Source organism: Luteimicrobium album, assembly GCF_030161555.1.
Lineage (GTDB): Bacteria > Actinomycetota > Actinomycetes > Actinomycetales > Cellulomonadaceae > Luteimicrobium > Luteimicrobium album.
In genome coordinates this window covers 3,682,881-3,709,195 of the sequence record NZ_BSUK01000001.1, presented here as the reverse complement: position 1 = coordinate 3,709,195, position 26,315 = coordinate 3,682,881, and the positions used below count along the sequence as shown (strand labels likewise).

The window sequence follows — 26,315 nt, the reverse complement described above, 5'->3', positions numbered from 1 at the left end:
CGACGGTCAGCCCATAGCCGTTCCCGGACGAGTCCGCTGCCGTGGTTCCCGTGCCTTCGTTGAAGCCGTACTCGGCGATCAGAGCCACGGCAGCCTCCGATCAGGCGACAGGCGAGGTGACGGGCACGGTCAGGGTCGGCGCGTCGAGGTCGACCTGGCCCCCGGCGACGAGGGCCACAGTGGACAGGTTGAGGTCTGCCCCGGTGGTGCCCACGGTGCCGTCGAGGATCGCGGTGCCAGCGGACGTGGCGACGCGGAACCACCCGGCAGTCCCAGAAGCGGCGACGGTCGCGGCAGCAGGGTTGCCGGCGGACAGCTTGCCCGACCCGTCCGTGGTGGCGGTCCAGGCGCCCGAGACGGTGACCGTGGCGAGCAGAGTGCCCGTCGCGGCCGTCTCCGGGGTGGCCGGCTTGGTGCCGGTGTAGATCTTGATGGTCGCGCCCGAGCCGAGAGCGGTCGCGTAGGCAGCGGCCGAGGCGTTCGTGGCGTCGGTGTCGACGGCCGCAGCGAGGGCGGCGGTGATGGTCAGTGCCATGTCGAGCTCCTAGTTGTCTCGGTCGTCCTGGTCGTCTTGGACCGCGCACCACTTGGCCGCAGCCTCCGACGGCCACCGGGCGGTGCAGCGCTCGCACGTGTACCAGCGCTGCACCACCTGAGGCTGATAGCCGTCGTCAGGCATCGGGGGTGAAGTCCGGCGACGGGTTGGTGACGGCGGGGTCGGAGATGACGCCCGTGCCGTCGGTGGGTTCGGCCGTGTCCTGCGCCTCGGACGGGTCGACGTCGCCGAGCTCGACGGCGGGTGCGCTGTCGTCGGGGTCCTCGTTGAGGATCCGCTGGAGGTTCGGCACCCAGTACGTCGCGATCGCGGTGAGGACCGCGACGACGCCGGTGAGCCCGGCCTGCCACTCGTCGGGCAGCGAGGGCACGACCTGCAGGAGGACGGCGACGACGGCGCCGAGCGCGGCGACGACAGCTTTCGCGGCGTGCTGCAGCTTGTCGGGGATGAGGTTCACGGTGGGTCAGCCCTTCTTCGTGTACTGCTTGGCGTAGTAGGTGCCGTAGCGGGTCACGAGCCACGTGTGGCCGCCCGCGGTGACCTGCTTGACGGCGTAGATGCGGAAGCCCCGAGCCCGGCGGTACTTGACCTTCGAGCTCGTCGACGCGCCGGCCCGGCCCATGAGGTGCGAGCCCTTGGCGACATCGACGGTGAACCAGCCGGGGACATCCGGGGGCGTGTAGACGCGGACGCCGTTGAGGTCCTCGGTCCAGCCGAGGAGCTTGTAGCCGACTCGCACGAGGGTCGCGATGGGCAGCTCGCGGGGGCCGCCGACGGTGTCGTCGGTGGTGTAGCACTGGCCGCCGCCGAGGCTGATCGCGACGTGCCCGGCCGGGTTCTTGCCCTGCATGAAGACGGGGACGCCGGCAGGGATTGCCTTCGGGTCAGAGGTCTTGTGCTTGTGCTGGGCGGCGTTCCACGCGTCGACGGCGCGCCCGTACTTCGAGGCGACGCCGTAGGCGGTGCGGACGAACGCGAGGCACAGGCGGTTCCAGCCGGTGTGCTGCGTCTTGGCCCAGGCGATCGCCTGGGCTGGGGTGCGTGCCATGGGGTGGTGCCTCCTGGGCATGACGAAGTGCCCCGACGCCGGACGGTGCGGGGAGATCTGTAGGAACTCGCCGTTTGCCTTACATTCGGCGGCGAGATTGAAAGTCAGCCTGCGTTCGGCATGCAGGCCATGACGTCGTGGTAGCCGTTCGTGCCGGGCTCGTCGGGGATCGAGCCGTAGATCGTCAGGGCGCTCATGGTGTAGCCGTCGGGGCAGGTCGCACCCGCAGGTCCAGCAGGCCCAGGGACGGTCGAGTCCTTGCCGTCGGTCCCGTTCTTGCCGTCGGTCCCGTTCTTGCCGTCGACGCCGTTGGAGCCGTCCTTGCCGGCCGGCCCCTGGCAGTCGTCGTGCGCGGTGCAGTAGGTCGCGAGCGCGGCAGCGACCTGGGCATCGGTGGCGTTCTGCCCGTCCTTGCCCGGGGCTCCGTCGGCTCCGTCCTTGCCCGGCTGCCCGGTGATCGACTGGCCGTCCTGCCCGGGCGCGCCTCGAGGGCCGATGACCGTCTGGCCGTCCGCGCCCTTGCAGCCGTTGTGCAGCGAGCAGTAGAGGACGACCTGTGCCTGGACCTGTTCGTCGGTCGCGTCCTTGCCGTCGACGCCGTCGACACCGTTGGTGCCGTCCTTGCCGGGGAATCCCTGCTCACCCTGGATGACGGTCGTGCGACCCGTATCGGGGTTCGTCGTGACGGTCGGGACGGGCACCGGCTGCTCACCCTTCGCGGTGAGCTTCTGGTTCGCCTGGGTGACCGTGTCACGCAGGGCGGAGATCTCCTGACCCTGGGCGGCGCGCTGGGTTGCGGCGTCGCCGAGCATGCGCAGGATGAGCCCGAGCCCGACGCCTACTACGACGACGAGCGCCGCAGCGAGGAGCCAGCGGATCGTCTTCCAGATCATGATCCCCACCTCAGATGCGGGAGGACGAACACGAGGACGGCGAGCGCGACGGCCCCGAACGCCCCGGCAGCCCAGCGCGCGAAGGCGACGAGGGAGTCGAGCCTGTTCCCGGTTGCGACGATCGCCTTGTTGAGGTCCTGCTCGACCTCGAGGATGGCCTTCTCCCGAGCCGACTTCTCTGCGGCGAGTGCGGCTACTCGCTCGGCGCGCTCATCGACGATGTCCTGGCCTTGGGACGCGAACCGTTCGTCCGTGCGCCGGGTCTCGGCCGCGAAGACGTCCTTCGTCACGAGGTTGTCGATCTTGCCGTCGATGGTGCGTAGAACCCGCATGAGTTCCCACGGGGTCGGCTCGGTCTCAGGGCTCATGCGCGGTCCTCACTGTGGCCCCCTGGCTGGTGGACGGTCAGGCTGCGGCTCGCCAGCTGTGGGAGAAGTAGGCGACGTTGGTGGCCAGGGATCCGTTGAGCTGGATGGTGACCTGGAACGTGCTCCCGCTGATCGATGCCAGCAGAGTCCCGGTCGCGCTCGAGGACGCGTACGCAGGCAGCGCGAACCGTCGGAAGCCTGCGGGGCGAAACCCGGCCGGGATGGTGAACGCGACATCGCCCGCGACGGACCAGTTGCCCGAAGTCTTCGTGACCGTGCCCTCGAGCTTCACGGTGCCGTCAGGGTCGCGGTAGAGGCCGAACCCGTCCGTCCCGGCCGCGCCGGTGAGGGCGGGCACCGTGCTTGCGGGCGGCTGCCAGAGGGTCTTCCAGGCACCGGCCTGCTGAATCCACACGACGAGCGACGTGCCCGTGCCAGTGACGCAGACCATACCGTCGGTCGGGGACGGGAGCGCGGCGTCGCGGGCGGTCGTCGTGGCGAACCGGGGGATCGCCCGGTTCAGCAGGAAGTTGTACATCGCCGCGAGCGTGTCCGGGATCTGGTACGTCTCGAGGTAGGCGGGCAGGCCGGTGAACCCCTGGATCGGGTCAGGCTGTGGCATGGCGAGGCTCCTCGCGTCGGTGGGTCGTGGGGTGCTCGGAGGCATGGGAACGATCGCCGTGCTGCCGTACCCCGCACCGCCGCGAGTGATCCTCGAGTCGTTCGAGGGGGAGCCACCTGCGAGGCTGATCCGGTTCGGGTACGTGTGGGAGCGCAGCGGTGCGCGCGGCGACTTAAGGGACTACGCGCTCGTGTCCGCAACGCCCTCGGGCTCGTCAGGGACGACCGGCTGGGACCCGTCGGTCTCTGGGTAGCCGGTGGCTTCGGGCGGGTCCGGGTAGTCGGCTGCGACCGCGACGACGGACGTGGGGGTGAGGATCACGGCCTGCACGGCCTCGGGGTCGAACCCGAGCGCGCGCAGCACGACGTCGGGGGCGGTGGTGTTGTCCACGGGGGTGGGCTCCGTCGGGGTCTGGACGACGTCACCCTCGGCGGGCGCGTCGTCGGTGGTGTCCGTCACGTGGTGCCTCCCGAGTAGGTGATGAGCAGGTAGCCCGAGTTCGTGATCGACGCCCCGCCGTCCAGGGCGCCGAGGTCGAGAGACATGAACCCGTTCGACGGGTCCGTGTCGTACAGGCCGATGCCGGCGAGCGTGCTCGCGATGAGCGCGGTGACCCACACCGCCGGGAGCGTGATGACCTGGACATCGCCGATGACGAACGCCGGCGCGCGCATCGGGCCGTAGCCGCTCGCCCACGACGGCGCCCCCGACGGCAGACCGGTGTAGGTGTGCCCGTACAGGACGGGGAGACGGGGCGCGCGGACCCGTTGCCGCCAGAGAAGGTCTGCTCGCACCGCAAGACGAGCTGGACCTGGCTGATCGTCGCCCCGGACGGGACAGCCGCGGCGACCGGGTAGGTCAACGCTGAGGCGTGCAGGTAGTTGTAGGGCGGGCGGGTCGTCGGGTCGCCCGACTGGGCGTCGCCCAGGCCCTGCTGTATGAGGGTCCGCTGCCCGATGGTCGACGATGGGTCGTTGTCGTACCACCACCAGGCGCCCGGCGTTGACCCGTCGGTCGGGATCTCCTGCTCGCCCGAGTACAGGTGGGACGGCGCGACGAGGACCTGCTGGTCCGGGATGAGCTGCGGGCGGGGCGTGACCTTCCCGAGCACCACCCACCCGGTCGACGTCGGGGTCACGAGCACCCGGTCCCCGGGCGCCGGGGTGTACGTCGAGGACGCCCACGACAGGGACGGGGTGGTGGACCCGTCCTCGAACGCGACCGTCACGAGCTGGGCCCCGGTGTCCACGGCGGTGACGAACCCGGTACGCGGCTGCGGTGGTAGCAGGGACTCGAACAGGCGGCGCGCAGCCTTCGGGGACGTCACGCGGCACCTCCCGTGTAGGTGACGGTGACGGTCATGCCCGCCCACGACACGAAGATCCCGTCCGCCTCGTCAGCCGAGTACACGGCGATCCCGGTGGCCGTCCTGGCTAGGAGCGCGGTCACCCAGGTCGACGGGATGGTGACCGTGACGTCCTCGCCCAGGTTCACCAGGGGCCCGGCGTAGGGGCCGGCGGTGAACGCCGGTGCGGTCCCGGGCGGCGGCGTCGAGGTCAGGTTGTGCAGCCAGAACACGGGCCGGGCCGCGGCGATCTGCGACTGCGTGTCGGCGTCGGGGTCGTTCGTCCCGTCGTGCGGCATGGACAGGCGCACCTGTGTGATCGTCGCCCCGGACGGGACAGCGGCGGCGAGGTCGAGCAGCACGAACGTGCCGACCCGGAACCGCACCAGCCCGGACTCCGCGGTCATCTCCGCGAAGTTCCCGCCCTCGACGGTCGGGTCCGACCACGCCCCCAGACCTCCTGGACCGTGCCCTGCATCTCAACCCGCTCGTACACCGTGAGCGGGGTCGGGGTCACGGTGACGTCGGTCGAGACGGTGAACGCTGGACGTGGGGTGACCTTCGAGGCCACGACCCAGCCCGTGTCCGACGGCAGGACCAGGACCCGGTCGCCCACGGCCGGGGTGTACCCGGACGACACCCAGGACAGCGAGTCGGCCGAGGACCCGTCCTCGAACGCGACGGTCGCCAGGGTCGCGGTCACGGCGAGCACGAACCCGACTCGTGGCAGGGCCGGCAGCATCGACAGGGCCAGGCGTCGTAGCGCCGCCGGGGACGTCACGACGTCACCGGCCCGATGTCACGCGTCGCCACCGAGAACTGCCCGGCCGCGGTGAGCGGGAGCGTGAAGGAGTCGATCATGTGGCGCCTCGCCGTCGCGTAGGTCCGGTCGGGGTCGGTCACGATCTCGACGACGTCGAGCGCCTCGAGCCCCGCGTGCGGCAGCGCCGACAGGTTCAGGGACTCCGCGCCCCCGTGGACAGCGCGAGCTGGGTGCGCGCGTACGCCTGGCAGTCCGCCAGCGTCGTCAGGCTGGGCATCGACACGGTCGTCGGGGCCTTCCCGAAGAACCCGGCATCCGGGTCGCCGTACCGGGTCGGGGAACCGGCCACGTCGTCCTGAGCGACCCCTGGATCGGGGCCGTCGCACCGTCCGGGGTCGCGCCCTGCACGACCCACCGGTTGAACACGCCCTGCCGCGAGGACGTGCGCGATGCGTCGAGCAGCGACCCACCGGCCTTCGGCTGGAAGCGCCACACCGGCGGCGTCTGCATCGTCGGCAGGTCCGTGATGACGAACCGGCCCATCGGGTCCGCGTAGACCTGCACGGACAGCGAGGTCGCGAGCTCCTGGATCGCGGTCCACCGGTCGTCCCACGTCGTCGGCGTCACCCGCCGATCGCGGCGGGTGAGCACGGCGACCTCCGCCGACGGGAGCGTCTCGAGGATGAGCTGCCGGATGATCGCTACGCCGGACGGCCCGGAGAAGGTGCGTGGCGCCGAGAACGTGTCCTCCACGACGTACGCCTCGCGGGACACCCCGGTCACGGTGACCTCGGTCAGGCCGAGGTCCGAGCCGGCGCCCTCATCGATCCGGAACCGGCCCACCGGGACCGGCAGGATCGCCCCGGACGGCGTGACGAGCGCGTGGGTGACCCGCAGCTCCTGCCCGAAGTGCCCCAGCACGTCGCCCGGCGCGGACGGGAGCGCCGGCGCCTTCTTGTAGGTCCCGGTGCGCAGGAACGGCGGCACCGTCAGCGAGACGGACCGCCGCGTGGACTGGGTGCGGTCGACCGTGATCGTCCCGCCCGTGATCGGCAGGCCGTTCGGGGTCAGCCGCACCCCGCCCTTCCACACGTCCACGAACACCTGCAGCCCGTGCGAGCTCGTGAGGACGTCGCCGTACCCGTCAGGCAGCGGCCACATGCGATCACCAGTTCCCGGTCGCGAGGTCGAGGTGCGTCAGGCCGCGGTCCTTGATCTCCTGGTGCGACGCGAACGTCGCCGCGATCACGGCATGGCTCACGCCCGAGAAGCCCGTGCTGTCGCCGGCGGGCATATCCACGGCCTCGACCTGGATCGAGAGCGTCCGGTAGCCCAGCAAGTCCGACCGCAGCTGGCCAGGGTTGGCCTGCGACACCGACGTCACGTGGTAGTAGCCCGACGGGAGTTCCTCCGGCTGCCCGGTCTGCAGCAGCAGGACACGCCCAGGCGCCTGCGTGATCGCAGCGCGCACCGCAGCGAGCCCGTCGGCGTCATCCACCTGCACCGAGAGCGTCGTCGTCAGCGGGGCGAGCCCGGCCGACTCCGACACGCGGCCACCACCGGGGATGGTCCACGAGCCGCCGACGTCGTCCTGCCCCATGTCGCCAGCATCGAGCAGCCCGACCCGGCAGTTCAGGTCCGCGCGTCCCGGAGGCTTGAGCCACAGACCCCACGCGGCACCGGTCGTCGCGGCCGTGCCGGTGAGCGCGACCGGGGTGTCCGGACCGACGCCCGTGGCCGCGTAGACCACCGACGCATCCATTGGTGCCTCGTTGTCGGACCACACCAGCACGCCACCGACGACAGGCCGGCGCTCGACCCCACGCACCGGGACAGGCGAGGCTCCGGCCACCGACCGGGTGATCGTGGCCGCCGTGGCGGTCGACCACCCGGTCCCGGCCCCGTCGAGGACGAGCTGCACCAGGTTCCGGTCCGGGTAGAACGTCGGCGTGAGCGCCATCAGAACCCGCCTCCCGTGTAGGCCGCCTGTCGGTCCTGTGCTGCGGTGTGTGCCGCGACGACACGGCCAGCCGTCTCTGAGACGTACCCGTCGAACTCGCGCTCGCCTACCTTCACGACGACGCGTGCGCCCGCCAGTGAGACAGTCGTCCCGGAGGACGACTGGACGACCGTCGGCCGCGTTGGCAGGATCGTCGTCGCGGGCTGGGAGTTGATCCACTCCAGCAGGCCGCCGTTCGCCTTGGCCGCGGCAGCGTTCACGACGAACTCGCCGTCCGACAAGAGCGCGGGGACCGAGTCCGACGTCGACGTGCCAGGCCCGGAGACCCAGCCGCCCGCAGCCTTCTTGACAACCTTGCCGCCGACGAGCTTGTAGCCGTAGGGCGACAGCATCGCGTTCGTCACCGAGTCCCCGATGTTCGAGAGCTTCTTGTTCACGTCGTCGAGGGACTTCGACAGGTCGTCGGCCGACTTGTTCGCCGCGTCGAGCCCGCCGACGCTGTACGAGTCCGCCACAGCACCGGCGGCGATCGCCGCCGCCCCGGTCTTCGAGTTGGTGAACCCGTAGTAGTCGTTCTTCAGCTCGAGGAGCTCCGCCGCGCTCATCGACTGCAACGCGGTCACGAACTGCACACCCTGCTCGGGGTCCTGGCCGAAGATGCCCATCGCCTGCTGAATGATCGCGTACGCGGCAGGAGTGGATCCCAGCCGCTTCTGGACCGCAGCGAGCTTCGTCGCGAACGACTTCGCGGTAGCGACCTGCGTCTTGGCGGTGGAGAGGATTCCCGCCTTCGTGTAGCCCTTCGTGGCCGCGTCGTACCACACGTTGCCCACGCTGTCCGAGTGCATGGTTCCCGAAGCCGAGTAGGCGTCGGACAGGTTGAACGCACCCTTCACGGCTTCGCGCGCCGACGACCACACGCCCTTGACGTCGGCGAGGTGGTCCTTCGCCTTGCCGAGGGACTTCTCGATCCCGTCCGCCTGCTTGTACAGGGCCCTGAGCTGCGGCTCGGCGTCCTTCGCCGCCTTCGCCAGGGAGGACCGCTGGGACTTGGACAGGTTCGTGTCCTTGGAGGCGCTGATGAGCTGATCGATCGCCCCATACGCCGAGTCGAGACCGCCCGTCACGGCGTCCTTGATCTCTCCTCGGGTCGCCGACGTGCGCACCTCAGACGAGGATGCGGCGAGAGCGGACTTCTTCTCGGACGCGGCCTGGTCCCGATCCTTCGCCTTGTCCCGAGCCTTGATCGCCGACGCGAACGAGCCGTACTTCTTCACGAACGCCCGCGCGGTGTTCGCGTCGGCAAGGGCCCTCTGGTCGTCCTTGAGCTGAGAGTTCGCGACCCGGCGGTCGATCCCGCGCAGCACATACCGCTTCTCGTGCTGCTTGCCGTTCTTGTCCTTCGGGCCGTACAACTCCTTCTCAGCGAGCGACTTCTTGTCGTTGGCGATCGCCTGCTTGAGCTGCAGGTAGTCCGTGCCCGAGGCGTAGCGCTGCTGCCAGTACTCCAGCGAGTGCCCGTGCCACTTGCTCGGGACCTTGCCGCCCGACGCGAAGTGGGGCAGGGTGCCCGAGTTGATCTGCTCGATCAGCGGCCCGTACTTCTTCACCGCGGCCGCGCTGATGACGAACTCTCCATTGGAGAGCATCGCCGGGACCTTGTCGTCCGTCGGGCCGCCGGGCCCGGCGATGTAGCCCCGCCTGCCGCATGCGGTGCCAGGACGCCGACCGTCTTCTGCGGCACGGTCAGCTCGGACATCGCCTTGTTGAACGCCGAGGTGTCGGCGCCGACCTTGACGTTCGCACTGGATCTCGAGATGTAGCCGAGCAGAGAGTTCGCGTCCTGCTTGCCGGCAGAGGTGTCAGCGCCGACGTCGACGTTCCCGGACGTCCGGTCGATGTAGTCCTTGAGGGCGTCCGTGGACTTCTTCGCCGGCGTCGTGTCGGCAGTGACCTTCGTGGGCTTGGGCTTGAACAGGCTCATCGCGTCGTGCAGACCGTCGATGACCTTCTTCGCGCCCGAGGTGTCGACCTCCACCTTGACCGGCTTCGGAGCCTTGATGGCGGAGAGTGAGCTGTTGACGTCGTCGGCCGACTTGCTGACCGTCGCGAAGTCCCGGTTGACCTGGTCGACCTGCTTCTTGGTGCCGTTCGCCAGTTCCTTGACGCGGGTCGCTCCTCCGGCCCGAGCTTCGCGAGCTCGGTCAGGACGCCCTTGGAGACGCCGTTCTCGGCCGCCTTCTTGATGTTCTTCGCCCAGTCGCGCAGGTCGCTCGCCTGGCCGTCGAGCTTCTGGATCCAGCCGTCGAGCGACAGCTTCGCAGTGTCGGCATCCTGGGAGAAGTCGAGGAACGCGCCGGCGTTGTCCGAGACGCCCTTGGCCCACTTGGCCACAGCCTCTTCGGAGGCCTGGAACTTCTTCGCAGCCTCCTGTGCTGCCACTGCATTCACGTCCGTGGCATCCGCTGCGGACTTCGTGGCGTCTGCCTGCTGCGTCAGGTAGTCGTTGTAGTTCGGCAGGAGCGCCATGGCCTTCTCGGTCGAGACGCCAGCCTTGTTGGCCTGCTCCTGGTAGTACTTGAGGGAGGAGGCGACGTCTTCGACATCACCGCTCTCGGCCAGAGCGGTGATGGCGTCATCGAACTCTGAGACCGCCTTCTTTGCGAGCTTCTGGTCGGAGTCGAACACCCCGAACAGAGACCCCACGGTGTCCCACGTCTGGATGAACTTGTTCATGTTGAGCGTCTTGATGGCGTTGCCAACGCCTGTGATCGACGCAGCCCCGGAACCCGAGACTGTGAACAAGTCGTCGAGCTTCTTCTTGGCGTCCGAGACGGACTCGCCGCTGTCCTTCGCCGACGAGCCGATCTTCTTCAAGGTGCTCTCGAACTGGGTCTGCGAGGCGATCTTGTCCAGACCGCTCCCGGCGATCTGCGCAGCAATCTCGAACGTGGTGAAAGCAGCGGCGGCAATGCCTGCCGCCTTGCCAAGGCTGCCGAGCGACTTGGTCGCGCGGGGGAACGACGCGCCGAGGGTGTCGACGGTCTTCTTGAGTGTCCCCACCGACTGGATTACCTTCGCGAGCCCAGCCACCCCGAGCGCGACCAGTCCGCCGCCGCCGACGAGCGCCAGTGTTGCCGTCTTCATGGGGCCAGGGAGCTTGTTGAACGCGTCGACGAGGTCGGTCGCGCCCTGGACGAGCCCGCGCAGGGGTGAGTTCGCCCCTGCGCCGGTGCCGATCAGGGCGTTGGTCAGGGATGCCTTGAACTTCTCGAGGTCGCCGGAGAGGGAGTCCATCTTCCCGGACGCCTGCTCAGCCGCGAAGCCCTGGTCGTTGACCGCCTTGGTCCAGTCGTCGACACCCTTCGCGCCGTCCTTCATGAGGACGGTCGCGGCGGTGATCTGCTGGTTGCCGAAGATCTGCCCGAGGGCCTGCTGCTTGGTTGCATCGTCAAGCTTGCCGAGCTTGGTGCTGAGCTGCTCGGCGATGCCATCGAACCCAACGAACTTGCCCTGAGCGTCGTAGACGGAGATCCCGTAGGTGTCCATGACCTTCGTCGCCTCGCGCGACGGGGCTACAAGCGCCTGGAGCATGCCGCGCAGGGAGGTGCCCGCCTGGTCGGCGAGGATGCCGTTCTGGGCGAGCTCGGAGAGGGTGCCGACGGTCTGCTCGATGCTGATGTTCAGACCGGCAGCGACAGGGCCGACGTACTTGAGGCCCTGCCCGAGGTCGGAAACCGAGCCGAGGGCCTTGTCTGCACCAGCAGCCAGGAGGTCGGCGATGTGCGAGACGTCCTTGCCCTTGAGGCCGAACTGCGTCATGGCCGAGGCGGCGATCTCCGTCGCGTCGGCCACGTCCATCTGTCCGGCCGAGGCGAGGGTGAGGGCGCCCTTGAGCGCGCCGCCCATGATGTCCTTCACGGACACGCCGGCCTTGACGAGCTCGATCTCCGCGTCGGCAGCCTGGGTCGCCGAGATCCCGAACTGCTTGGCGAAGCCCATCGTCGCGGTCTTGAGTTGCTGCATGTCCGCAGCCGAGGCGTGGGACAGCGACTTGACCTGCGCCATCTTGGAGTCCCAGTCGGCGAACGTCTTGACCGCGAGACCAGCAGAAGCCACCAGGGCGGCGCCCATGATCCCGGCCGCCTTGGACACCTGACCAAGAGCCGCAGCGTTCTTCTGTGCGTACGCCGGGAGCTTCGTTCCAGCCGCGTCAGCGATGGACTTCTTGGCAGCCGCAGCGTTCGCGCGCAGGCCCGAGATGTCGAGGTTGATCTTGATGGTCTCGGTACGAGTGGCCACGGATCACCTCTGGGTTCGATGTGGAGTTAGATGGGGCGCATGAACAGCCGCAGCGTGTGGAACTGGGCGACCGTCGTTGGTGTCGTCGTCCTGGTGTTCGCGATCGCCTCCACCGCCGCAGGGAGCCCGCATGTGTGGCTCTTTGTTGCGGGGGTGGTTGTCACCGCTGCCGGGCTGGGCTGGTGGGCGTCACAGAGGTCGCGGGCTCAGGGAGGGTGAAGCCCCACGAGAGGGCTGCGTCGTACTGACCCATGCGTGCGCCACCCTTGTTGGCGACGCTCTGGTTGTACGAGGCGCGGTCGTTCTGCGCTCGGAGCATGGCGGTATGGACGTGGCAGCGTGACGGTGGCGGTACCTTGACGCGCCCCTCGAGCGTTGGTGCGTGGCAGACGTCGCGAGGTAGGCCGCAGTGCTCGCACAGGGACGCCTCGTAGGCGTCCAGTGCGGACATCCACGCCTGTTCGGTCTCGTCCCACTCGACCTCGGGGCGCGAGGAGACCAGGCGCCCGTCCCCGTCGTAGGTGTACGTCGTGACCGGCTCCCAGCCCTTGAGCCGCTTGTACGAGATCCCCAGGCGCCGCGCGAGGGAGACTTCCGCGCGCAGGCCTGGGTCGCTCGTCAAGCGGCGGACTAGAAAGGGTTCTGCTTGGCGCTCCGGTTCAGCGCGAGGATCGACAGGAGCAAGGCGCGGTACTGCCCGTTGCTGATCTCGTCGACCGCCTGGCGCCACTCGTCCGGGCTCACGGCCACACGCTCGCCGGCGCCGTCCTGGACCTCGATGACCGAGTCGGGGAGCACCTCGCCGAGGAAGGTGTCGAAGTTGACGGCGTAGACCGCGTCGTCGTCGTCGCCTTCGCGTGCCGGGTGGGCCTCTTCGGCCTCGGCCCAGCGCTTCTGGGCGAGGGCTTCAAGGGTGAGCTTGAGCGCTCCGGAGTTCGCGGCTGCGCAGGCGTCGTCGTAGGCCTTGCGTGCGGCGTCGACCTTCTTCTGCGCCTGCGCGACGGTCTTCGACGCGAGGGTCTGGGGCTTGTCCTTCTCGGTCTCGAGAGCCTGCATGGCGACGGCGACAGCCTCCTCGAGGCGGTCGATCTCCTGGGCCACGGACATGTCCGGGTAGAAGGTGAACGTGGACCGGGCGCGCTTGATGGGCAGAACCATGTCGTACTCCTTGACGGCGAGGTGACGGTGGTGACGGTGTGTGACGGTGTGTGACCCCCGACCCGCCCACCGTCAGAGCGGGCCGGGGGAGTTGGGGGTCAGGAGCCGGCGACGACCGCGACGTCGGGGTTGTACGAGGCGGCGTTCATGTTCCAGGTCGAGCGCTGGAACGAGTTGGCCTCGGACGCGACGAGCTGCTTCATGCCCGCCTTGCCCTTGAGCACGGTGACCTTCTGGCCGGCCGCGATCGCGTCCTCGAACGGGAGTCCGCGGCGGATGACGACGTACCAGATCGACAGGTAGGTCAGGGCGTCGACGAGCTCGTTGAAGTCGTCCTCGTAGTCGGTGTTCGTGTTGTCGACACCGGTGAAGGTGAGCGACGGGGTGACGCGGCCCGGCTCCTGGCGGGTGACGCGCGAGCAGAGCAGGTCGATGCTGATCTGCGCCTCGTCGAGGGTGGCCGCGAGGCCGTCCACGGTGAGGTAGCACGAGATGTCGACGACGCCCGCGCCGGTGAGCTCGGTGACGGTGGGCGCGGTCTCGTCCGCGATCGCCGGGACGAGCAGGACGCGGGTGTTGCCGTCGGACGGGGTGACGGGCAGGGATCCAGTGGCGGCCATGTCAAATCTCCTTCTCAGTGGCCTCTTCCGGGCCTGCGGTCGCGGGCTCCGGCTCACGCGAGGCCGACTGGCCCGCGAGGTTCAGGTGGTGCTTCGGCGGACGCGGGTAGCGCGACGGTGGAAAGTGCGGCCGGTCGAGCAGGGCGAGCGAGACCCCGATGCGTCGGTCGGTCTCTGGCACGTCGAACTGGTGGCCCGTGGATGGGTCGCGAACGCGCACGAACACGGCCACCTCCGGGCATGACGAAGCGCCCCGCAGGCGATGCCAGGGGGCTAGAGGGTGGGGTGGGTCAGGTCAGCGGGGAGGCGGTGAAGCTGAACCACACCTGCGCGACCTGGTAGCGCAGGTTGGTGTCGGTGGCCGTGAGTCCGGCGAGGTAGGGGCCGGACTGCTCGGTCTGGATGAGCGTGCCGATCGCCCAGCCGGGGACCTGGACACGAGCACCGCGCCATGCCTCATGCACGGCGTCGATCCAGTAGTGGCAGTTCGCCTCGTCGGCGGCGCACACGGTGACCTTGAGTCGCCCGGTGCCCGCGAGGTGCGTCGCGGCCGCGGACCTGATCGAGTCCGGGGTCTCGATGTTCAACACGAGCCACGGGGGAGTGAGCACGGCCGATCCGATCGCCTTGGCCTCGCCGGAGTAGACCGTGATGCCTGACGGGGCGAGAGCCTTGATTGCGTCGTACAGCGGCTTCGACGCGCTCACAGCAGGCGGTCCAGGATCTTGCCGACCTCGCGCTCGATGTTCGGCGCCTCACGCTCGAGGACGTGGTCGATGTCGACCGTCCCGCCGCCACCGTTCGCGCCGCCGTTGACCGCGATGCCAGCCAGGGAGCCGGCGCCACCAACCTCGGGGCCGATCTCGTAGCCGACGGAGCCGAGGAAGCCGGTGCGGTCGTAGGACACGTGGCCCGCGACCCCTCGGAAGTGCGTGGACTTGCGGAACTCGGCCTGCATGTCGGTCTTGATGTTCTGCGCCGCGCGCTTCATGACCACCTCGAGCCCGGGCTCAGCCTTGCCGGGGATCTTGCCGAGATCGGTGGCGAGCGTGCGCAGGGCAGAGGTGTCGATGGAGATCCCGTCAGGCATCACGGCACCACCTGTTCGACGTAGACGCGCATGGCGGTCGCGAGGGACTTGTTGAAGCGGCCGACGATGCGGTCCTTCGTGCCCGCGCGTAGAGGATCCTCGGGGCAGGCGGTCCACTCGATGACGTCGCCGACGTTCGGGAGGAACGCGCCGACGGGGAAGTGGGCGAGGTAGCGCTGCACCGTAAACACGGCCTCGCCAATGTCGGGAGTGACCTCGTACTGCGCCTCGGACTGGCGCTTGGCCTTGCCCTGGTAGACGTCCTCGTAGGTGTCGACGGGGGCGCCAGTGGTCGGATCCTCGGTCGAGCCCACGATCCGGCGCACCGTGCAGGTGTCGATCATGAGGGCTTCGGCGTTGGCGCGGTGGCGGGTGAGGGATGGGGCGCGCATCAGCGGACCGTCTCGTAGACACCGGTGCGCGGGGTGCCGAACCGTTGACGTAGCGCGAGCTTGGTGCGCTCGGGAAGCTCGGTGACGTCCACAACCTCGGACTCGCCGGTGGCGTAGGAGATCTGCGCGTCGTCGATCCGTTCGGAGGACAGGCCGCGGTGGGACGCGAGCCCGCCGTTCGCGGCCTCGTTGACGCCTGCCGCGACGAGCATGCAGACGAGGTTGACGATGTCGGCGGGCACCTCGTCATAGCCGTGGTCGAAGGTGACCGTGACGGCGGACGGAGTCTCGCCGGGCTGGTGCCAGTAGCAGTCGCGCCACAGCGAGGAACCGAGGAGTCGATAGCTCGTGAAGTCCTGGTCGTCGATCTTCACCGAGGACACGGAGCGAACCGGGCGAACGGGAAGCTCGAGTCGCCTGGACGCCTCGGTCCAGATGGTGGCCGTGGAGGTCGTTCGCGTGATGAGCGAGCCCGCCGCGTCGCGCACGGCGGACGAGACGGAGTCGAGCAGCGAGTCCACGAGCGCCGGGTTGGTCGTCGTGTCCACGCCGAGAGCCTGGAGGTCAGCGACGGTCGCGAGCGGGTCCATCTGCGCCTCCTCGGCGGTTGTGCGGACCCCAGGCCGGGGCGAAAGGGGGCGCCCCGGCCTGGGTGCTGGATCAGGAGCCCGAAGCGACGGTGAGCACGCCGTGCTTGCGCTCGTTGCCGTACTTGAGGCCGATCTCGCCGTAGATCTGAACCTTGTCCGAGGCGCCCGTCTTCGCGAGGGGCTCGGCGAAGAAGTGGCCGCTACCCGGGATCTCCAGGAACGCCGGCGACAGCTCCTCGAGCGAGGCGACGATGAGCGTGTCGGCGGGCACGTAGCGGTTGAGCATGATGTTCGCCCGCCCAAAGTCCGTCTCGAACGTCTGGAGGTCGACGCCGCCGACGTTGCGGGTGGCCTCCTCGTAGCCCGAGTCCTTGATGAAGATCCGCGTGAGCGCGCGCTTGAGGGCCGCGTTCAGGATGACCGTCCGGGTCTCGGACTCCTGGATGCCGCCGTTCTCCCAGACCTTCTGGAACAGGTCGAGGATCGTGTCGACGTCGAGAGTCGCGGCGGTCTCGCCGGTCGTGTCGACGTTCGTCTCGATGGCCTCGATCAGACCGCGGGTCTTGCGGGGGCGGTGTTGCCCGCCGGGCGCGCGTAGGTGCCCGTGATGAACGTCTTCTCGACGTCGCGGGCAATCTGCTTGAACTGCTGCTGGAGCTGCCAGGCGAGCTCGTCGGCCGGAACGACCGTCGTGCCGACCGTGATGGCGGTCGCACCCGCGCCGCGCTGGCGGTTCGCGCCCTGCTTGGTGTACGAGATGTTCACCGCTTCCTGGTGGACCTCGAGCACGTTCGACGCGTTGTAGCGCACCCGCTCCTCGCCGTCGGGCGCGTCCGCACCCTCAAGGCGCTGACGGTCGTCCTCGGCGTCGCGCAGGTCGTAGCCCTGCCACTCGAACAGGACGGAGCCGACGGACTCGCCGCCGGTCAGGCCGCCGATGCTCGACAGGAGCGGGTGTCCTCGGGCGAAGCTGCGAACAGCTCGCCCACGTAGTTGGGGAGGTTGAAGGTGGTCCCCATGCCAACAATTCCGGCCATGACTGGCCCCTTTCAGGTGTGGTGGAGTGTCAGTGCTTGGCGTCCAGAAGGGTCGCCTTGAGCGCCCCCGCCTTTGCCCAGTCGCCCGCCTTCTCGGCTGCTGCGATCTGGTCGGCGACAGACCCCTCCGTGCTTCCCTCACGACTTGCCGTGGGGGACTGGAAGACGGTCTGCTGCACCCTCCGCCTTGCGCGGCCAGGTAGGGCTTGGACTTGATGAGCGCCTCGATCGAGGCGGTGATGGCGGCCTGGTCGACCTCTCCATCGGGTCCAACCTCGAAGTCCGCGAGGTTGAGGTAGCGAAGGGCATCGGAGGGGTCGGCGAGCTTGCCGGCTGCAGCGCGGATCTCGGCCTTGAGGATGCGCTCGTTGGCCTTCGCCAGCGCCTCCTGCTCGACCTTGCGTCGCTCCTGCTCGGCTGCGTACTCGGCCTCAGTGCCCGCGATCTTGGCTTCCGCCTTCTCGCGGGCCTCAGCCTCGGCGCGCGCCTTCTCCTCGGCCGCCTTCCACTTGGCCTTCATGGCGTCGAGCGCCTTCTTGCCAGCGTCGCCCAGCGCCTCAGCGCCGGGGTCTGCTCGTCGTCACCGGCAGTCGACTGGTCGGTGGTGACGTCCTGCTCCACGGCCTGCGCGACCGCGTCCTGCGTGGCTTCGTCAGCCATGGGGTCTCTCCTTGCGAGAGTCGGTCCGCGGCCCCTTGCGGGCCGTGGGGGTCTAGATCACGTAGCCGTTCGCGTACAGCAGCCGGAGGTAGTCCTCACGGCTGGTGGCGATGCGGCGGATCGTGGATGGCATGAGGCGTGGGCGGTTGGTGCGTCGGTAGCGCCCCGCCTTGATGTCCTTGCCAGCGGAGGTCGACAGGCGCGAGTAGGCGAAGCCGCGGCGAGTGGTGCCCTCGGAGGTGAGCCACACCTTCCGGCCGCCGACCTGCGCGAGGCGGGTGTTTCGGTGGGCGTTGACCACCTGGAAGATGTCGGCTCCGCTGCGGACGGCCTCGGCATCGCCCTCACCGAAGACCTCGTTCTGCTGGTCCTTGGTGAGCGAGTGGAAGTAGGCGTGCGGGTCGGTCGTGTAGTCGCCGGCGATCGACTCGTTGAGCGGGATGTTCCGACAGTCGCAGTTCGTGTGCCGCGGGAACGCCTGAGAGGTGTGCGAGACCTGGCCGGCGAGGATCGTGCATCGCGGGCACGAGGGTGGCACGAGCATGCGGACGTAGGTGCGCACGCGCCGTGTGCCCATGGCCAGGGACTCGGCCTCGCGTCCGGTGTCGGACAGTGCCGTGCCCATGGCCACCGTGAGCCACTCGCCACCGGACTTGAGCGCCTGGAACGGCGTCGAGCCCGTGTCGTAGGCGGTCCCGGAGTGGACGACGGCCCCGTAGGCGAGCGAGTCGACCGGTCGCCCGTCGCCTGCGACCCCGACGAGCGGGTTGATGACGTCCGTAGCGTCAGCGTCGAAGTTCTGGGTCTGACCGGTGTCTTCGATCACCGCGGGCACGTAGGCGAGCGCGGCCGTGGCGATGCGACGCTGGGCGACGGTGACGATCTGATTGATCGCCGGGCCCACGCGCTGCCAGGCGTCATCCCATGACGAGCCCTGCGGCATCTTGCGCCACTGGCGATGGATCGCCTTCAACGCCTCCGCACGCTCGGCCGCCTGGGAGCGCTTGTAGTCACGCGCCGACGGCGGGAGCTTCTGCGGTGGTGCCGGGATCGACATCGGCCGCACCAGCCTTCACTGTCGCCGCGGTGACGTAGGGGTCTTCCTCTTCGGCGCGGGCCATCTTCATGACGCGCTGGACGTCGTAGGGGAGAGTCCGTACTCCTCGGCGATCCACTGGAGGGGAAGCCGATCTGGCGCATCTTGAGCAGCCCGTCCATGAGCTGCGCCTCAGAGCGGTACTGGGGCTTGGCCCACAGCACCTTCGCCGTCTCGATCTGCTTCGCCTTGGCCGTCTCGCCATCGGCGAGCGCAGCCAGGCGGTAGATCTCCCGGACCTCGGGTGTGGCGTAGGAGGTGCGCTCGATCGCCTTGGACACCAGGCCGGCCTCGGTCAGCTCGTACCCGGCAGCCGGGACATTGCCGCCCGACAGGAGGTAGTGGCCCGGGGTGCGCGTCTGGGCTGCGATGTGCTGGATCGCCTGCTCGATGACCTTGGAGTAGGCGTCGAGCGTCGCGGGGGACCACTCGGCGACCTTGGCGTTATCGCCGCCGATGAAGGCGACACGGTCCCGGATCAGCGAGTCGAGCTCGAAGGGACGTTCACCGATCTTCTGGCCGTCCTCGTTGAGGATCGGCTCCATCGGGATCTCGCCGTTGAGGATGACGCGGCCAGGCAGGCTCGCATAGTCCAGGGCGTTGAGCACGTAGGCCCACACGAGGTTGACCGCGTCCTGCATGGCCATGACGCCGGCGATGTCGGAGATCGGGTCGTTGTCGAGGAGCGACTGGTTGCGGAACTCCAGGAGTGCCACAGTGCCGAGCGGGTTCGGCTTCGAGATCGCGCCGTTGCTCTCGTCGAACGCCCATCCGTCGGCGCTGGCGGGGATGTAGCGGTCACCGTAGTTCGCGGCGACCGTCAGCTCCCGCTTGACGGAGATGATCTCGTTGGGCAGATGGAACTGGCCGTACTCGAACTGGTCGTCCTTCCAGACCACGAGACCGGCCTTGCGCTGGCGCGTTGCCGGGTCGTAGATGACGGCGCAGGAGTCGGGGTTCTCGAAGGTGATCCGGGCGCCGAGGGGGATGGCGAGACGAGCGCGAACGAGCGCTTGGCGATCGTCATCATGAGCAGGGCCTCGGACAGGCCGCGCTCGGCGTCGTTGCGCTCCCAGGTCTCCGCGAGGCTGGTGTCGGCGGTGTCCTCGCCGGCGAGCCGGATGCCCTGGTGGCGGATGCGCTCGATGGGGGCCTGGGCGACCGGCATGCACCAGTTATCCGAGAGCCCCTCGAAGCGCTTCTGGAAGTACAGTTTGAACTCTTCCGAGGCGAACTTGAGCCGCCCCTCGGTGCCCTTGTAGTAGGCCACTGACTCGGCGATGGTCGGGCGTCGGTCTCGGATCTTCTGAGCCATCAGGGCCGTCAGTCGGAGGATGTCGTCAGGCCCCATGCCCTTACCTCCGCCTCGTGGTCCTGGATGTGTAGATGTACGTCGTGGTCTTCTGCCCCCAGCCCTCAGACCGGGCGTCGCATGCGGCCTCGTGCGCGAGCACGGAGGTCACCGCAGCGTCGATCTTCTGGTTCTGGGACGGCTTGCCGAGCGCGTATCGCTCGCCAGGCTTGGCAATCCGGCGCGCGTTGCCGACGTGGGTGTCGGTGATCGGGCAGCCGTCATGACGGATGGCCCTGCTCTCGAGGTCAGCCTCGAATCGGCGCAGGGCCGCATGGACGGCGGTGTAGCGCGACGAGCCGGACATGACCCACGGGATGAACTTCTTCGGCCCGTAGATCTGGTCCCAGGTCTCGATCTCCGTCTTCCAGGACACCTCGTCCATGAAGCCGGGGTCGCAGTAGGCGCGGCCGACCTTGTAGCGGCGGTTGATCTCTTCCCAGGCGGCATGAACCTCGCCGCGTGGCGTCTTGCCGCTCCACTCGGCCGGGTTCCAGATCGTCGGGCGACGGTCCGGCCCGTACCTCGGGGTGAACAGCAGCCCGTCTACGGTCTCGAGGCGGATCGCCGTCCAGTCATCGTTCTCCGAGCCGTCGAAGCCGCCACAGACGAGGGTCCCGTCAGGCGGGTTCGGCAGCCAGATGTCATCGCCTGGCATATGCGTTCGCCCACAGTCCGTCGGTCAGCCAGGCGCCCATTCCCTGTACGAGGCGGTTGCCGAAGAAGCGCTCGGCCTGGGCGGGGTCGCGGTGCAACAGCTCGCTCGCCTCCGCCTCGATCGCGTCGAGGTCAACCCAGGGCGAGCCGGCGTAGGCGTAGGCGTGGATCTTGCGCCGGTGCTCCTTGCGCAGATAAGACAGGCGGTTGCCGTCTGCGTCTCGCATGGAGGGCTCGAGGTCGGGGTTGCGGTAGAAGCGGAAGATGTCGCGCGCAGGCGAATCCCACGTCTGCTGAGCGACGCTGTCCATCGTCGGGTCCCACGCGTTCGTCGTCTCGATCGCTCGCCCCGACATGCCCGCGAGACCGCGGCGCTGGTCGTTGGCCGGCTTCTCGAGCTTGTTCGACTTCGTGTAGGTGCCGGTCTCGTCCTGGACGGCGAACGTGATCGGCTGGCCGAGGCGCGACAGGCCGGATGACGTGACCGGCGTGATTCGGTTCATCCCGGCACCGTCAGGGGCGCCGGGGATCGGGTCGATCTTGATCGACGACTCGTGCACGTGCATGAGTTCGCCGATCGGCCCCATCGCGACCATGTTCTTGAGCGGCCCGTAGGTGTTCTCCACCTGGTCCTCAGACGCGGCCATGAGCTGGATCTTGGGTGTCGGCCAGCGCATGCCCATGGGCTCGCCGGGCAGGTACTCGTACTCCCAGCCGCACGGGCATCCGTGGTCGTCGCATCGGTAGGTGTCGCCCGAGGCGGCCCACCCGGCGAACAGTGCAGGGCCGGCGCCCTCGAAGGCGGTGATGGCGGCCGCGAGGGGCCCTTTGCCGGTCTTCTGTGGCGCGACCATCTGCGAGCGGCGGTACACGAACGCCTGCGAGCGCAGGATCCGCATCGGGTCGTCGATGAACTTGATCCCCTCGCGCACCCGGTAGTGGTTCGCGACGAAGAAGAACTGCCAGTCGGAGAGCTTGAACGGCGCCCCGAGGGCCATGCCGTCCGGGACCCGGCAGTGCTGAGAGATCCATCCGTCGGCCAGGTCGCCCAAGGTGGGGAAGTCGATCGACGCCACCTCGGTGGCGTGCGTCATGTCAGGCCCTCAGTCGACGCACCGGTGCCGGGCGCTCGGTCACCCCGTCCTCGACGGCCGTGACGGGCTCGATCTGCGCGGCGGCGATCGCCCAGCCGTTCTCCTTGAGGCCGGCCGGTGTGAGTCCAATTTGGTCGGCGAAGCGATGCACAGAGCCCTTGTCGGCAGCGGTCGCCTCGTCGCCTTCGCAGACGACGAAGGTCCGAACCCACATGGCCACCGTCTGCCAGCGCCACGGCTCGCGAGCCCACGCGGCAGCCTGGGGAGTGCGCCACGCCCATTCCCACAGCTCGGCCTCGCGATCAGCGACGATCATGCTCTGCTCGTCATCCACGACCTGGAATCGGCGCTTGTCCTCGAACTCCCAGCGGTGCACGACGCGCTTGGAGAGGGGAAGTTGGGGATCTCGCCCCGGTATCCCTCGTTCGGAAGGGCCGAGAAGTTGAGTCCACGCCTTGCCGAGCGGCCAGATGTCGGATCGGGCGCCGGGCCGGACCTGTTGCGAGCTCCACCCTTGGGCATGATTGGTCACCTCGTGTCGGCCGCCTTGCGCGGCATCATGTCGGCCCGCCTTGCGCGGGTCAACTCAAGGTCAAGTAGGCCAAGGTTTGGAGAGTGTGAACCCTCCGGACCAGGCGGAGCCCTCACCGGCGGTGCTGGCGCCGAGCCCCCAGAGGGGGTCCCCCGGCCCGGCCTGCCGAAAGTCAAGCCTTCGCAAAGCCGCCGGGCATCGTGCGCGCCGTCTTCTTGTCGTGACATGGCTTGCACAGCCCTCGTCCGCGAGCGGGGTCGTCCGGATCGAGGCCCATGTCGACGAGATCCCGGCGCTCGGTGGGGTAGTGGTCGGCGACCGTGGCCCTGGCGCTCATGCACAGCACGCAGATGGGATCGCGAGCGAGGACGGCCTCACGGAAGCGCCGATGGCCGCTCGTGCTGTACGGGTTTCCGTTCGGCCTGCGCGCCTTGTCTGCCTCGGCGGTGCACTTCGGACAGCGACCGCGACCTTCGTGCAACTCGCCGCATCCTGGTCTAGAGCAGACTCGCCACGTCATCAGCGAACCTCCATGCACGACGCGGCCCAACGGCTACGTCAGCCTGGTGTCCCACAGCAGCACGCTCGTCCCTGTGATCCACGAACGACGGATGCGCGTACGTGACGCTGACACCGTGCCGCTTGCACCACATGCTGACGGCCTGGTCGGTGGGTGCGTGGGTGCGCGTGATGCCCTGGTGCAGGCTGCGTGCATGGTGCAGCGGGACAGCGACAGCGACCGCGTGCCACAGCGCGTCGCTCGTGATGCGGTCGGCGTGTGCAGCATCAGCCTCGGCGACCAGGCGTGAGACCACTGGCTCGTGCAGGCGGGGCACGGTTGCAGCCCATCGCCCGGTGCCGAGGTACAGGCTCGCGATGCCATCCACGCCCTCGAGCCACGTACTCACCCGTGCCCGGAAGTCGATGCACGGGATGGCGTCGTCCTCGAGGAGCAGTAGCCAGTCGGCATCCGTGAAGAGCAGCCGATCCAGAGCGGCCTGGTGGTTAGCCTGCTCGCCTCGCAGGTCGTGGTCGAACTGAAGGAGTTCGGCGTCAACAGCCTTGGCGAGACCCCAGGCCATCTCAAGGCGGTCGGGGTGCGCCACGATGCCGATCGCGAGGCTCATGCGGCTCTCGTGGCGAGGTAGCGCTTGAACCGTGCGTCGTCGACGAACTTGGTGCGCTTGTACTTGGCGTTGAACTTCTCGACCATGCCCCACGTCATCGCGTCCCCGACGGCCGTGTCTTTGCCGGTGCGCGAGACGAGGTGCTTGACCTGGGATGCGGGCACGAGCATCGGCTTCACGCCCGCTGCGGTCACCTGCTCGATGACTGAGTCGTCGGCGCACCAATACGAGAAGTCCTCGTCGAGGCCGCCGATCTTGTCGAACAGCGGGCGGGCGAGCATGAAGCACCAGCCGGCGAAGTGCTTGCCGTTGGTGGTGCCGATCTCGTTGCGCGTGATGCCGGACTGCCGCGAGTCGCCGGGGTTGGCGGGGAGACCACCTGATGCTTCGCGTCGAGCAGCGGCTTGAGCCAGCCGTCCGTGAACTCCAGGTCGTTGTTCGCGACCATGACCCACGGCGCCGTCCCGCACCTGGCACCGCGGTTGGCGAAGGCGTTGTACGAGAACGGTTCGGTCGCGTAGATCGTGGTGGCGCTCTTGTAGCGCACGCCCTCGACCTGCTCGACGACGATCACGTTGACTGGGATCTCGCCGGCGCCGTCGATCGCGGAGTCGATCGCGTTCTGCGTCATGGCCCGCAGGTCATCGTCCGCGGCCTTGGACAGGAACACGATGTCGACGAGCGGCTTCTTCGTGCGCTGGACCGTCAGGTGCTGGTAGCGCGCGGCGAGCTGGGCCTCGGTCGTGGTGCGGTCCCAGTCGTAGTGGTACAGCACCTTGTCGATGGCGTGCTCGGTGTGCAGCAGCGGCAGGAGGTCCTCGGCGTACCGGGTGTCCTCGCCGTAGCGCTGAGGCTGAAACGGGGTCCGCAGCGCGATCGACCGCTTCACGCACATGATGTGGTTCGGCCAGCGCTGGTACTCGCTCGCCGTGTCCTTCTCGGCGGCGAACGTGCGCGAGTACCGGCACACCTTGGGAGCCGCGCCGTCCAGGCTCACGGAGAGCTTGAACGTCACGACGTCGGCACCGGAGGCGTCGATGCCGGCCAGGAGCGAGGCGAGGTAGTCGCTCTCGAGCCGGTCGTCATCGTCCACGAACGCGACGTACTCACCGCGAGCCATGGCGACCATGCGGTTGCGTTTGGCGCCGATCGTCATGGTCTTGGTGTCGGTGAGCATGAGGATCTCGACGCGCTCCTGGTCGCAGACGTCGAGGGCTTCGTACTGGTCGAAGATCGCCTTCGTGATCGCAGGGGCGAACGTGTCCCGGCGCGTGTGCACCGAGGGGATCAGCACCGACAGCGCGATGTCCCGGTCCGTCTCGGTCGGCGCCGTGGTCGCGTGGTAGTCGATGTACTCGTCACTGTCGCGCTTGGACCACAGCAGCTCGGGGTTCGCGGCGAGACGGACCCTCTCGGGCACTGAGGACTCCAGGCGCCCGTCACGGTCGCCGGCGTAGAACAGCTTCTCGGACCCGTCGACGTCGCCGTAGCGCACCGTGGTGAGCCCGGCGTTGTGGATCCGGTCTGAGAGGTTCACGTGCTCGTGGCCGTGGAGCCCGAAGCGCAGGTCCATGCCGCCGACACGTTCGACGGCGCGGCGGTCGAGGTAGAGCATGCAGCCCTTGGGCCACGTGTACCCGACCAGGTCGCCCTCGCGGAAGACGCGGTCGCCCCAGGTGAGCATGAGGTGCGGCTCGGGGGAGTCGACGTACGGCTTCCACCAGTCATCCGTGATCGGGTGCGTGTCGTCGTCAGCGAGGAACAGGTGCTGCACGCCGGCGTCCATGAGCGCCCGGATGCCGAGGTTCTTCGCTGCGGCCACCCCGACGTTGGTCCCGGTGCGGATGAGTGTGACACCGTCCGGGACGCTCACGGGCTCGTCTGAGGCGTCGTCCACCACGACGATCACGAGGTCGTCCGGGGAGTGCTCCATCCATGCGTCGAGGGCCTTGGGCAGGAGCGCTGGCCGGTTGTGCGCGGTGATCGCCACGCCGATCCGCGAGCCTGAGCCGGTCACCGGGACGTAGGTCACGCCGTCGATGACTACCTCTGGCACGGATCCTCCTCGATGGGTGCGCTCCAGGTGAAGGATTCGAACCTCCGTAGACGCGTCCAGAGCGCGCCGTCCTGCCGTTAGACGAACCTGGAAGGTGTCGGCCGCGACGCTGGCACGTCCGCCGACACTCGCCCGGAAGCATGGGGCGAGGTGGTCCGCATACACCAAAGGCCCCCGGAGAACCGAGGGCCTTGCGTTGCGGGCATGGTTCACCCGCTCATCTGTGACCGATGATAGCCGACGAATTACACGGCTGTCATTTGGTCCTAAGCGGCGTGTTCCTTGGCTTTGGAGTGCGCGACTGACTCGGATGCATACTCGACCTCGCGCCCCTTGCCGCGCCGTCGCCAGCGCTCTCTACTGGCCCGCTTTCGGACGGCGTCGTACTGGATCGACAACCGCCTCGCCGCCTCCCTCGGCGAGATCCACGGCTCGGACACGATGGGCCACTCTCGCCACGCCTGGTAGCTCACCGTGTGCCCGCACCCGTCGCACACGAGCGGCACGAGCAGGTCGCCGTCTTCGCTTGGCACCGTGTAGTGCCCGTCGCAGCCATAGTCCATGCACTCGCGGCCGGTGTGGATGACCCGGACGTACTTGCGAATGACGGCGCGCAGGGCATTGCGAACGTCGTCGATGTCCTGCCCGATGGCGTAGACGATCTGGCGGCCCTCGCTGTCGTAGGTCATGTCGACGAGCACCTGGGCGCCGGCGATCGAGGACGGTCGCAGGACCTCCCCGCACCTGCTCTCGATCACGCGCGCCACATACTCGCTGAGGTCGTAGGCCATCGTGAGCGCCCGGTCCGTGTCGACCTCGTGCAGTACCTCGGCTACACCGGGCGGTAGGCGAGACCCGGGCACGGATCTGCCCCCGCCGACTGTCTTGATGGCGTCGATCTTCACGGGGTTCTCAACCTGGTCGACGAGCTCGATGACGGCCTGGAACTCGGCGGCCAGGGCTTCGGCGGTCAGTCCTCGATCATGTGCCCTCCCTGG

Annotated in this window: 36 protein-coding genes, 1 tRNA gene and 1 pseudogene; all 38 read right to left on the bottom strand. The window is 68.6% G+C overall.

The genetic code is table 11. The features are described 5' to 3' along the window. Positions 1 to 100: 100 nt before the first annotated feature. Entirely contained in the window at positions 101 to 535 is a 435-nt protein-coding gene (locus QQK45_RS19070; RefSeq protein WP_284294572.1) for a hypothetical protein, read from the bottom strand. A gap of 136 nt (positions 536 to 671) precedes the next feature. Next, positions 672 to 1,013 carry a hypothetical protein gene (locus QQK45_RS19065; RefSeq protein ID WP_284294571.1) on the bottom strand — a complete coding sequence of 114 codons (342 nt, stop codon included), beginning with the start codon at positions 1,011 to 1,013 and terminating at the stop codon, positions 672 to 674. Positions 1,014 to 1,019: 6 nt separating this feature from the next. Then, positions 1,020 to 1,604: a C40 family peptidase gene (locus tag QQK45_RS19060; RefSeq protein WP_284294570.1), complete on the bottom strand. Its 585-nt coding sequence runs from the start codon at positions 1,602 to 1,604 to the stop codon at positions 1,020 to 1,022. Between the two features lie 104 nt (positions 1,605 to 1,708). Then, positions 1,709 to 2,497 carry a collagen-like domain-containing protein gene (locus QQK45_RS19055; protein ID WP_284294569.1) on the bottom strand — a complete coding sequence of 263 codons (789 nt, stop codon included), beginning with the start codon at positions 2,495 to 2,497 and terminating at the stop codon, positions 1,709 to 1,711. Further along, positions 2,494 to 2,865 carry a diguanylate cyclase regulator RdcB family protein gene (locus QQK45_RS19050; protein ID WP_284294568.1) on the bottom strand — a complete coding sequence of 124 codons (372 nt, stop codon included), beginning with the start codon at positions 2,863 to 2,865 and terminating at the stop codon, positions 2,494 to 2,496. The genes QQK45_RS19055 and QQK45_RS19050 overlap by 4 nt, the downstream gene beginning before the upstream one ends. Positions 2,866 to 2,902: 37 nt before the next feature. Further along, positions 2,903 to 3,487, bottom strand: a complete 585-nt coding sequence (locus QQK45_RS19045) for a hypothetical protein (protein WP_284294567.1) — start codon at positions 3,485 to 3,487, stop codon at positions 2,903 to 2,905. Positions 3,488 to 3,667: 180 nt separating this feature from the next. Continuing rightward, on the bottom strand, positions 3,668 to 3,946 hold the full coding sequence (locus QQK45_RS19040; protein WP_284294566.1) for a hypothetical protein: 279 nt from the start codon (positions 3,944 to 3,946) through the stop codon (positions 3,668 to 3,670). Then, positions 3,943 to 4,281, bottom strand: coding sequence for a hypothetical protein (locus QQK45_RS19035; protein ID WP_284294565.1), 339 nt, complete (start codon positions 4,279 to 4,281; stop codon positions 3,943 to 3,945). The genes QQK45_RS19040 and QQK45_RS19035 overlap by 4 nt, the downstream gene beginning before the upstream one ends. 529 nt (positions 4,282 to 4,810) lie before the next feature. Next, positions 4,811 to 5,239 carry a hypothetical protein gene (locus QQK45_RS19030; protein ID WP_284294564.1) on the bottom strand — a complete coding sequence of 143 codons (429 nt, stop codon included), beginning with the start codon at positions 5,237 to 5,239 and terminating at the stop codon, positions 4,811 to 4,813. Continuing rightward, positions 5,236 to 5,613, bottom strand: a complete 378-nt coding sequence (locus QQK45_RS19025; protein ID WP_284294563.1) for a hypothetical protein — start codon at positions 5,611 to 5,613, stop codon at positions 5,236 to 5,238. Before QQK45_RS19025 ends, QQK45_RS19030 begins: the two co-directional genes overlap by 4 nt. Continuing rightward, positions 5,610 to 5,735, bottom strand: a complete 126-nt coding sequence (locus QQK45_RS19020; RefSeq protein WP_284294562.1) for a hypothetical protein — start codon at positions 5,733 to 5,735, stop codon at positions 5,610 to 5,612. The genes QQK45_RS19025 and QQK45_RS19020 overlap by 4 nt, the downstream gene beginning before the upstream one ends. Before the next feature lie 124 nt (positions 5,736 to 5,859). Further along, the gene (locus tag QQK45_RS19015) at positions 5,860 to 6,756 is read right to left on the bottom strand and encodes a DUF5047 domain-containing protein (RefSeq protein WP_284294561.1); all 897 of its coding nucleotides are present in this window, start codon (positions 6,754 to 6,756) and stop codon (positions 5,860 to 5,862) included. A gap of 4 nt (positions 6,757 to 6,760) precedes the next feature. Continuing rightward, positions 6,761 to 7,555 (bottom strand): hypothetical protein, encoded by a 795-nt coding sequence (locus tag QQK45_RS19010; protein ID WP_284294560.1) that lies wholly within the window; start codon positions 7,553 to 7,555, stop codon positions 6,761 to 6,763. Beyond that, positions 7,555 to 9,204, bottom strand: a complete 1,650-nt coding sequence (locus tag QQK45_RS19005; protein ID WP_284294559.1) for a hypothetical protein — start codon at positions 9,202 to 9,204, stop codon at positions 7,555 to 7,557. Before QQK45_RS19005 ends, QQK45_RS19010 begins: the two co-directional genes overlap by 1 nt. After that, positions 9,162 to 9,593 carry a hypothetical protein gene (locus QQK45_RS19000; protein WP_284294558.1) on the bottom strand — a complete coding sequence of 144 codons (432 nt, stop codon included), beginning with the start codon at positions 9,591 to 9,593 and terminating at the stop codon, positions 9,162 to 9,164. Before QQK45_RS19000 ends, QQK45_RS19005 begins: the two co-directional genes overlap by 43 nt. Next, positions 9,536 to 11,857, bottom strand: a complete 2,322-nt coding sequence (locus QQK45_RS18995) for a phage tail tape measure protein (RefSeq protein ID WP_284294557.1) — start codon at positions 11,855 to 11,857, stop codon at positions 9,536 to 9,538. The genes QQK45_RS19000 and QQK45_RS18995 overlap by 58 nt, the downstream gene beginning before the upstream one ends. A gap of 160 nt (positions 11,858 to 12,017) precedes the next feature. Beyond that, positions 12,018 to 12,479, bottom strand: a complete 462-nt coding sequence (locus QQK45_RS18990; protein ID WP_284294556.1) for a hypothetical protein — start codon at positions 12,477 to 12,479, stop codon at positions 12,018 to 12,020. An 8-nt stretch (positions 12,480 to 12,487) separates the two neighbouring features. Next, a complete protein-coding gene (locus QQK45_RS18985; protein ID WP_284294555.1) occupies positions 12,488 to 13,015 on the bottom strand; it encodes a hypothetical protein in 528 nt (175 codons plus the stop codon). A 98-nt stretch (positions 13,016 to 13,113) separates the two neighbouring features. After that, positions 13,114 to 13,635, bottom strand: a complete 522-nt coding sequence (locus QQK45_RS18980) for a phage tail tube protein (protein WP_284294554.1) — start codon at positions 13,633 to 13,635, stop codon at positions 13,114 to 13,116. A gap of 1 nt (position 13,636) precedes the next feature. Continuing rightward, positions 13,637 to 13,867 (bottom strand): hypothetical protein, encoded by a 231-nt coding sequence (locus QQK45_RS18975; RefSeq protein WP_284294553.1) that lies wholly within the window; start codon positions 13,865 to 13,867, stop codon positions 13,637 to 13,639. A 58-nt stretch (positions 13,868 to 13,925) separates the two neighbouring features. Further along, positions 13,926 to 14,342 (bottom strand): hypothetical protein, encoded by a 417-nt coding sequence (locus QQK45_RS18970; protein WP_284294552.1) that lies wholly within the window; start codon positions 14,340 to 14,342, stop codon positions 13,926 to 13,928. Continuing rightward, a complete protein-coding gene (locus QQK45_RS18965; RefSeq protein WP_284294551.1) occupies positions 14,339 to 14,728 on the bottom strand; it encodes a hypothetical protein in 390 nt (129 codons plus the stop codon). The genes QQK45_RS18970 and QQK45_RS18965 overlap by 4 nt, the downstream gene beginning before the upstream one ends. Further along, positions 14,725 to 15,117, bottom strand: a complete 393-nt coding sequence (locus tag QQK45_RS18960; RefSeq protein ID WP_284294550.1) for a DUF6093 family protein — start codon at positions 15,115 to 15,117, stop codon at positions 14,725 to 14,727. The genes QQK45_RS18965 and QQK45_RS18960 overlap by 4 nt, the downstream gene beginning before the upstream one ends. Next, the gene (locus QQK45_RS18955) at positions 15,117 to 15,707 is read right to left on the bottom strand and encodes a hypothetical protein (RefSeq protein WP_284294549.1); all 591 of its coding nucleotides are present in this window, start codon (positions 15,705 to 15,707) and stop codon (positions 15,117 to 15,119) included. The genes QQK45_RS18960 and QQK45_RS18955 overlap by 1 nt, the downstream gene beginning before the upstream one ends. A 70-nt stretch (positions 15,708 to 15,777) precedes the next feature. Beyond that, positions 15,778 to 17,264 (bottom strand): annotated as a pseudogene (locus QQK45_RS18950) (SU10 major capsid protein). Then, positions 17,261 to 17,404, bottom strand: coding sequence for a hypothetical protein (locus QQK45_RS18945; protein ID WP_284294548.1), 144 nt, complete (start codon positions 17,402 to 17,404; stop codon positions 17,261 to 17,263). Before QQK45_RS18945 ends, QQK45_RS18950 begins: the two are co-directional and overlap by 4 nt. Before the next feature lie 52 nt (positions 17,405 to 17,456). Next, entirely contained in the window at positions 17,457 to 18,377 is a 921-nt protein-coding gene (locus QQK45_RS18940) for a hypothetical protein (RefSeq protein WP_284294547.1), read from the bottom strand. Next, entirely contained in the window at positions 18,374 to 19,399 is a 1,026-nt protein-coding gene (locus QQK45_RS18935) for a hypothetical protein (protein WP_284294546.1), read from the bottom strand. The genes QQK45_RS18940 and QQK45_RS18935 overlap by 4 nt, the downstream gene beginning before the upstream one ends. Further along, positions 19,321 to 19,851 (bottom strand): hypothetical protein, encoded by a 531-nt coding sequence (locus QQK45_RS18930; protein ID WP_284294545.1) that lies wholly within the window; start codon positions 19,849 to 19,851, stop codon positions 19,321 to 19,323. The genes QQK45_RS18935 and QQK45_RS18930 overlap by 79 nt, the downstream gene beginning before the upstream one ends. A gap of 4 nt (positions 19,852 to 19,855) precedes the next feature. Continuing rightward, positions 19,856 to 20,509, bottom strand: a complete 654-nt coding sequence (locus QQK45_RS18925; protein WP_284294544.1) for a terminase — start codon at positions 20,507 to 20,509, stop codon at positions 19,856 to 19,858. Then, positions 20,496 to 21,602 carry a terminase gene (locus QQK45_RS18920; RefSeq protein ID WP_284294543.1) on the bottom strand — a complete coding sequence of 369 codons (1,107 nt, stop codon included), beginning with the start codon at positions 21,600 to 21,602 and terminating at the stop codon, positions 20,496 to 20,498. The genes QQK45_RS18925 and QQK45_RS18920 overlap by 14 nt, the downstream gene beginning before the upstream one ends. A gap of 1 nt (position 21,603) precedes the next feature. Next, positions 21,604 to 21,978 carry a hypothetical protein gene (locus QQK45_RS18915; protein ID WP_284294542.1) on the bottom strand — a complete coding sequence of 125 codons (375 nt, stop codon included), beginning with the start codon at positions 21,976 to 21,978 and terminating at the stop codon, positions 21,604 to 21,606. Between the two features lie 328 nt (positions 21,979 to 22,306). Continuing rightward, a complete protein-coding gene (locus tag QQK45_RS18910; protein WP_284294541.1) occupies positions 22,307 to 22,471 on the bottom strand; it encodes a hypothetical protein in 165 nt (54 codons plus the stop codon). 160 nt (positions 22,472 to 22,631) lie between these two features. Next, entirely contained in the window at positions 22,632 to 23,261 is a 630-nt protein-coding gene (locus tag QQK45_RS18905; RefSeq protein WP_284294540.1) for a hypothetical protein, read from the bottom strand. Continuing rightward, positions 23,258 to 23,455, bottom strand: a complete 198-nt coding sequence (locus tag QQK45_RS18900; RefSeq protein ID WP_284294539.1) for a hypothetical protein — start codon at positions 23,453 to 23,455, stop codon at positions 23,258 to 23,260. The genes QQK45_RS18905 and QQK45_RS18900 overlap by 4 nt, the downstream gene beginning before the upstream one ends. Beyond that, positions 23,452 to 25,317, bottom strand: a complete 1,866-nt coding sequence (locus QQK45_RS18895) for a glycosyltransferase (RefSeq protein WP_284294538.1) — start codon at positions 25,315 to 25,317, stop codon at positions 23,452 to 23,454. Before QQK45_RS18895 ends, QQK45_RS18900 begins: the two co-directional genes overlap by 4 nt. Before the next feature lie 21 nt (positions 25,318 to 25,338). Then, a tRNA-Gln gene (locus QQK45_RS18890) sits at positions 25,339 to 25,409 on the bottom strand. A 174-nt stretch (positions 25,410 to 25,583) separates the two neighbouring features. Beyond that, positions 25,584 to 26,222, bottom strand: a complete 639-nt coding sequence (locus QQK45_RS18885) for a hypothetical protein (protein ID WP_284294537.1) — start codon at positions 26,220 to 26,222, stop codon at positions 25,584 to 25,586. Positions 26,223 to 26,315 lie beyond the last annotated feature (93 nt).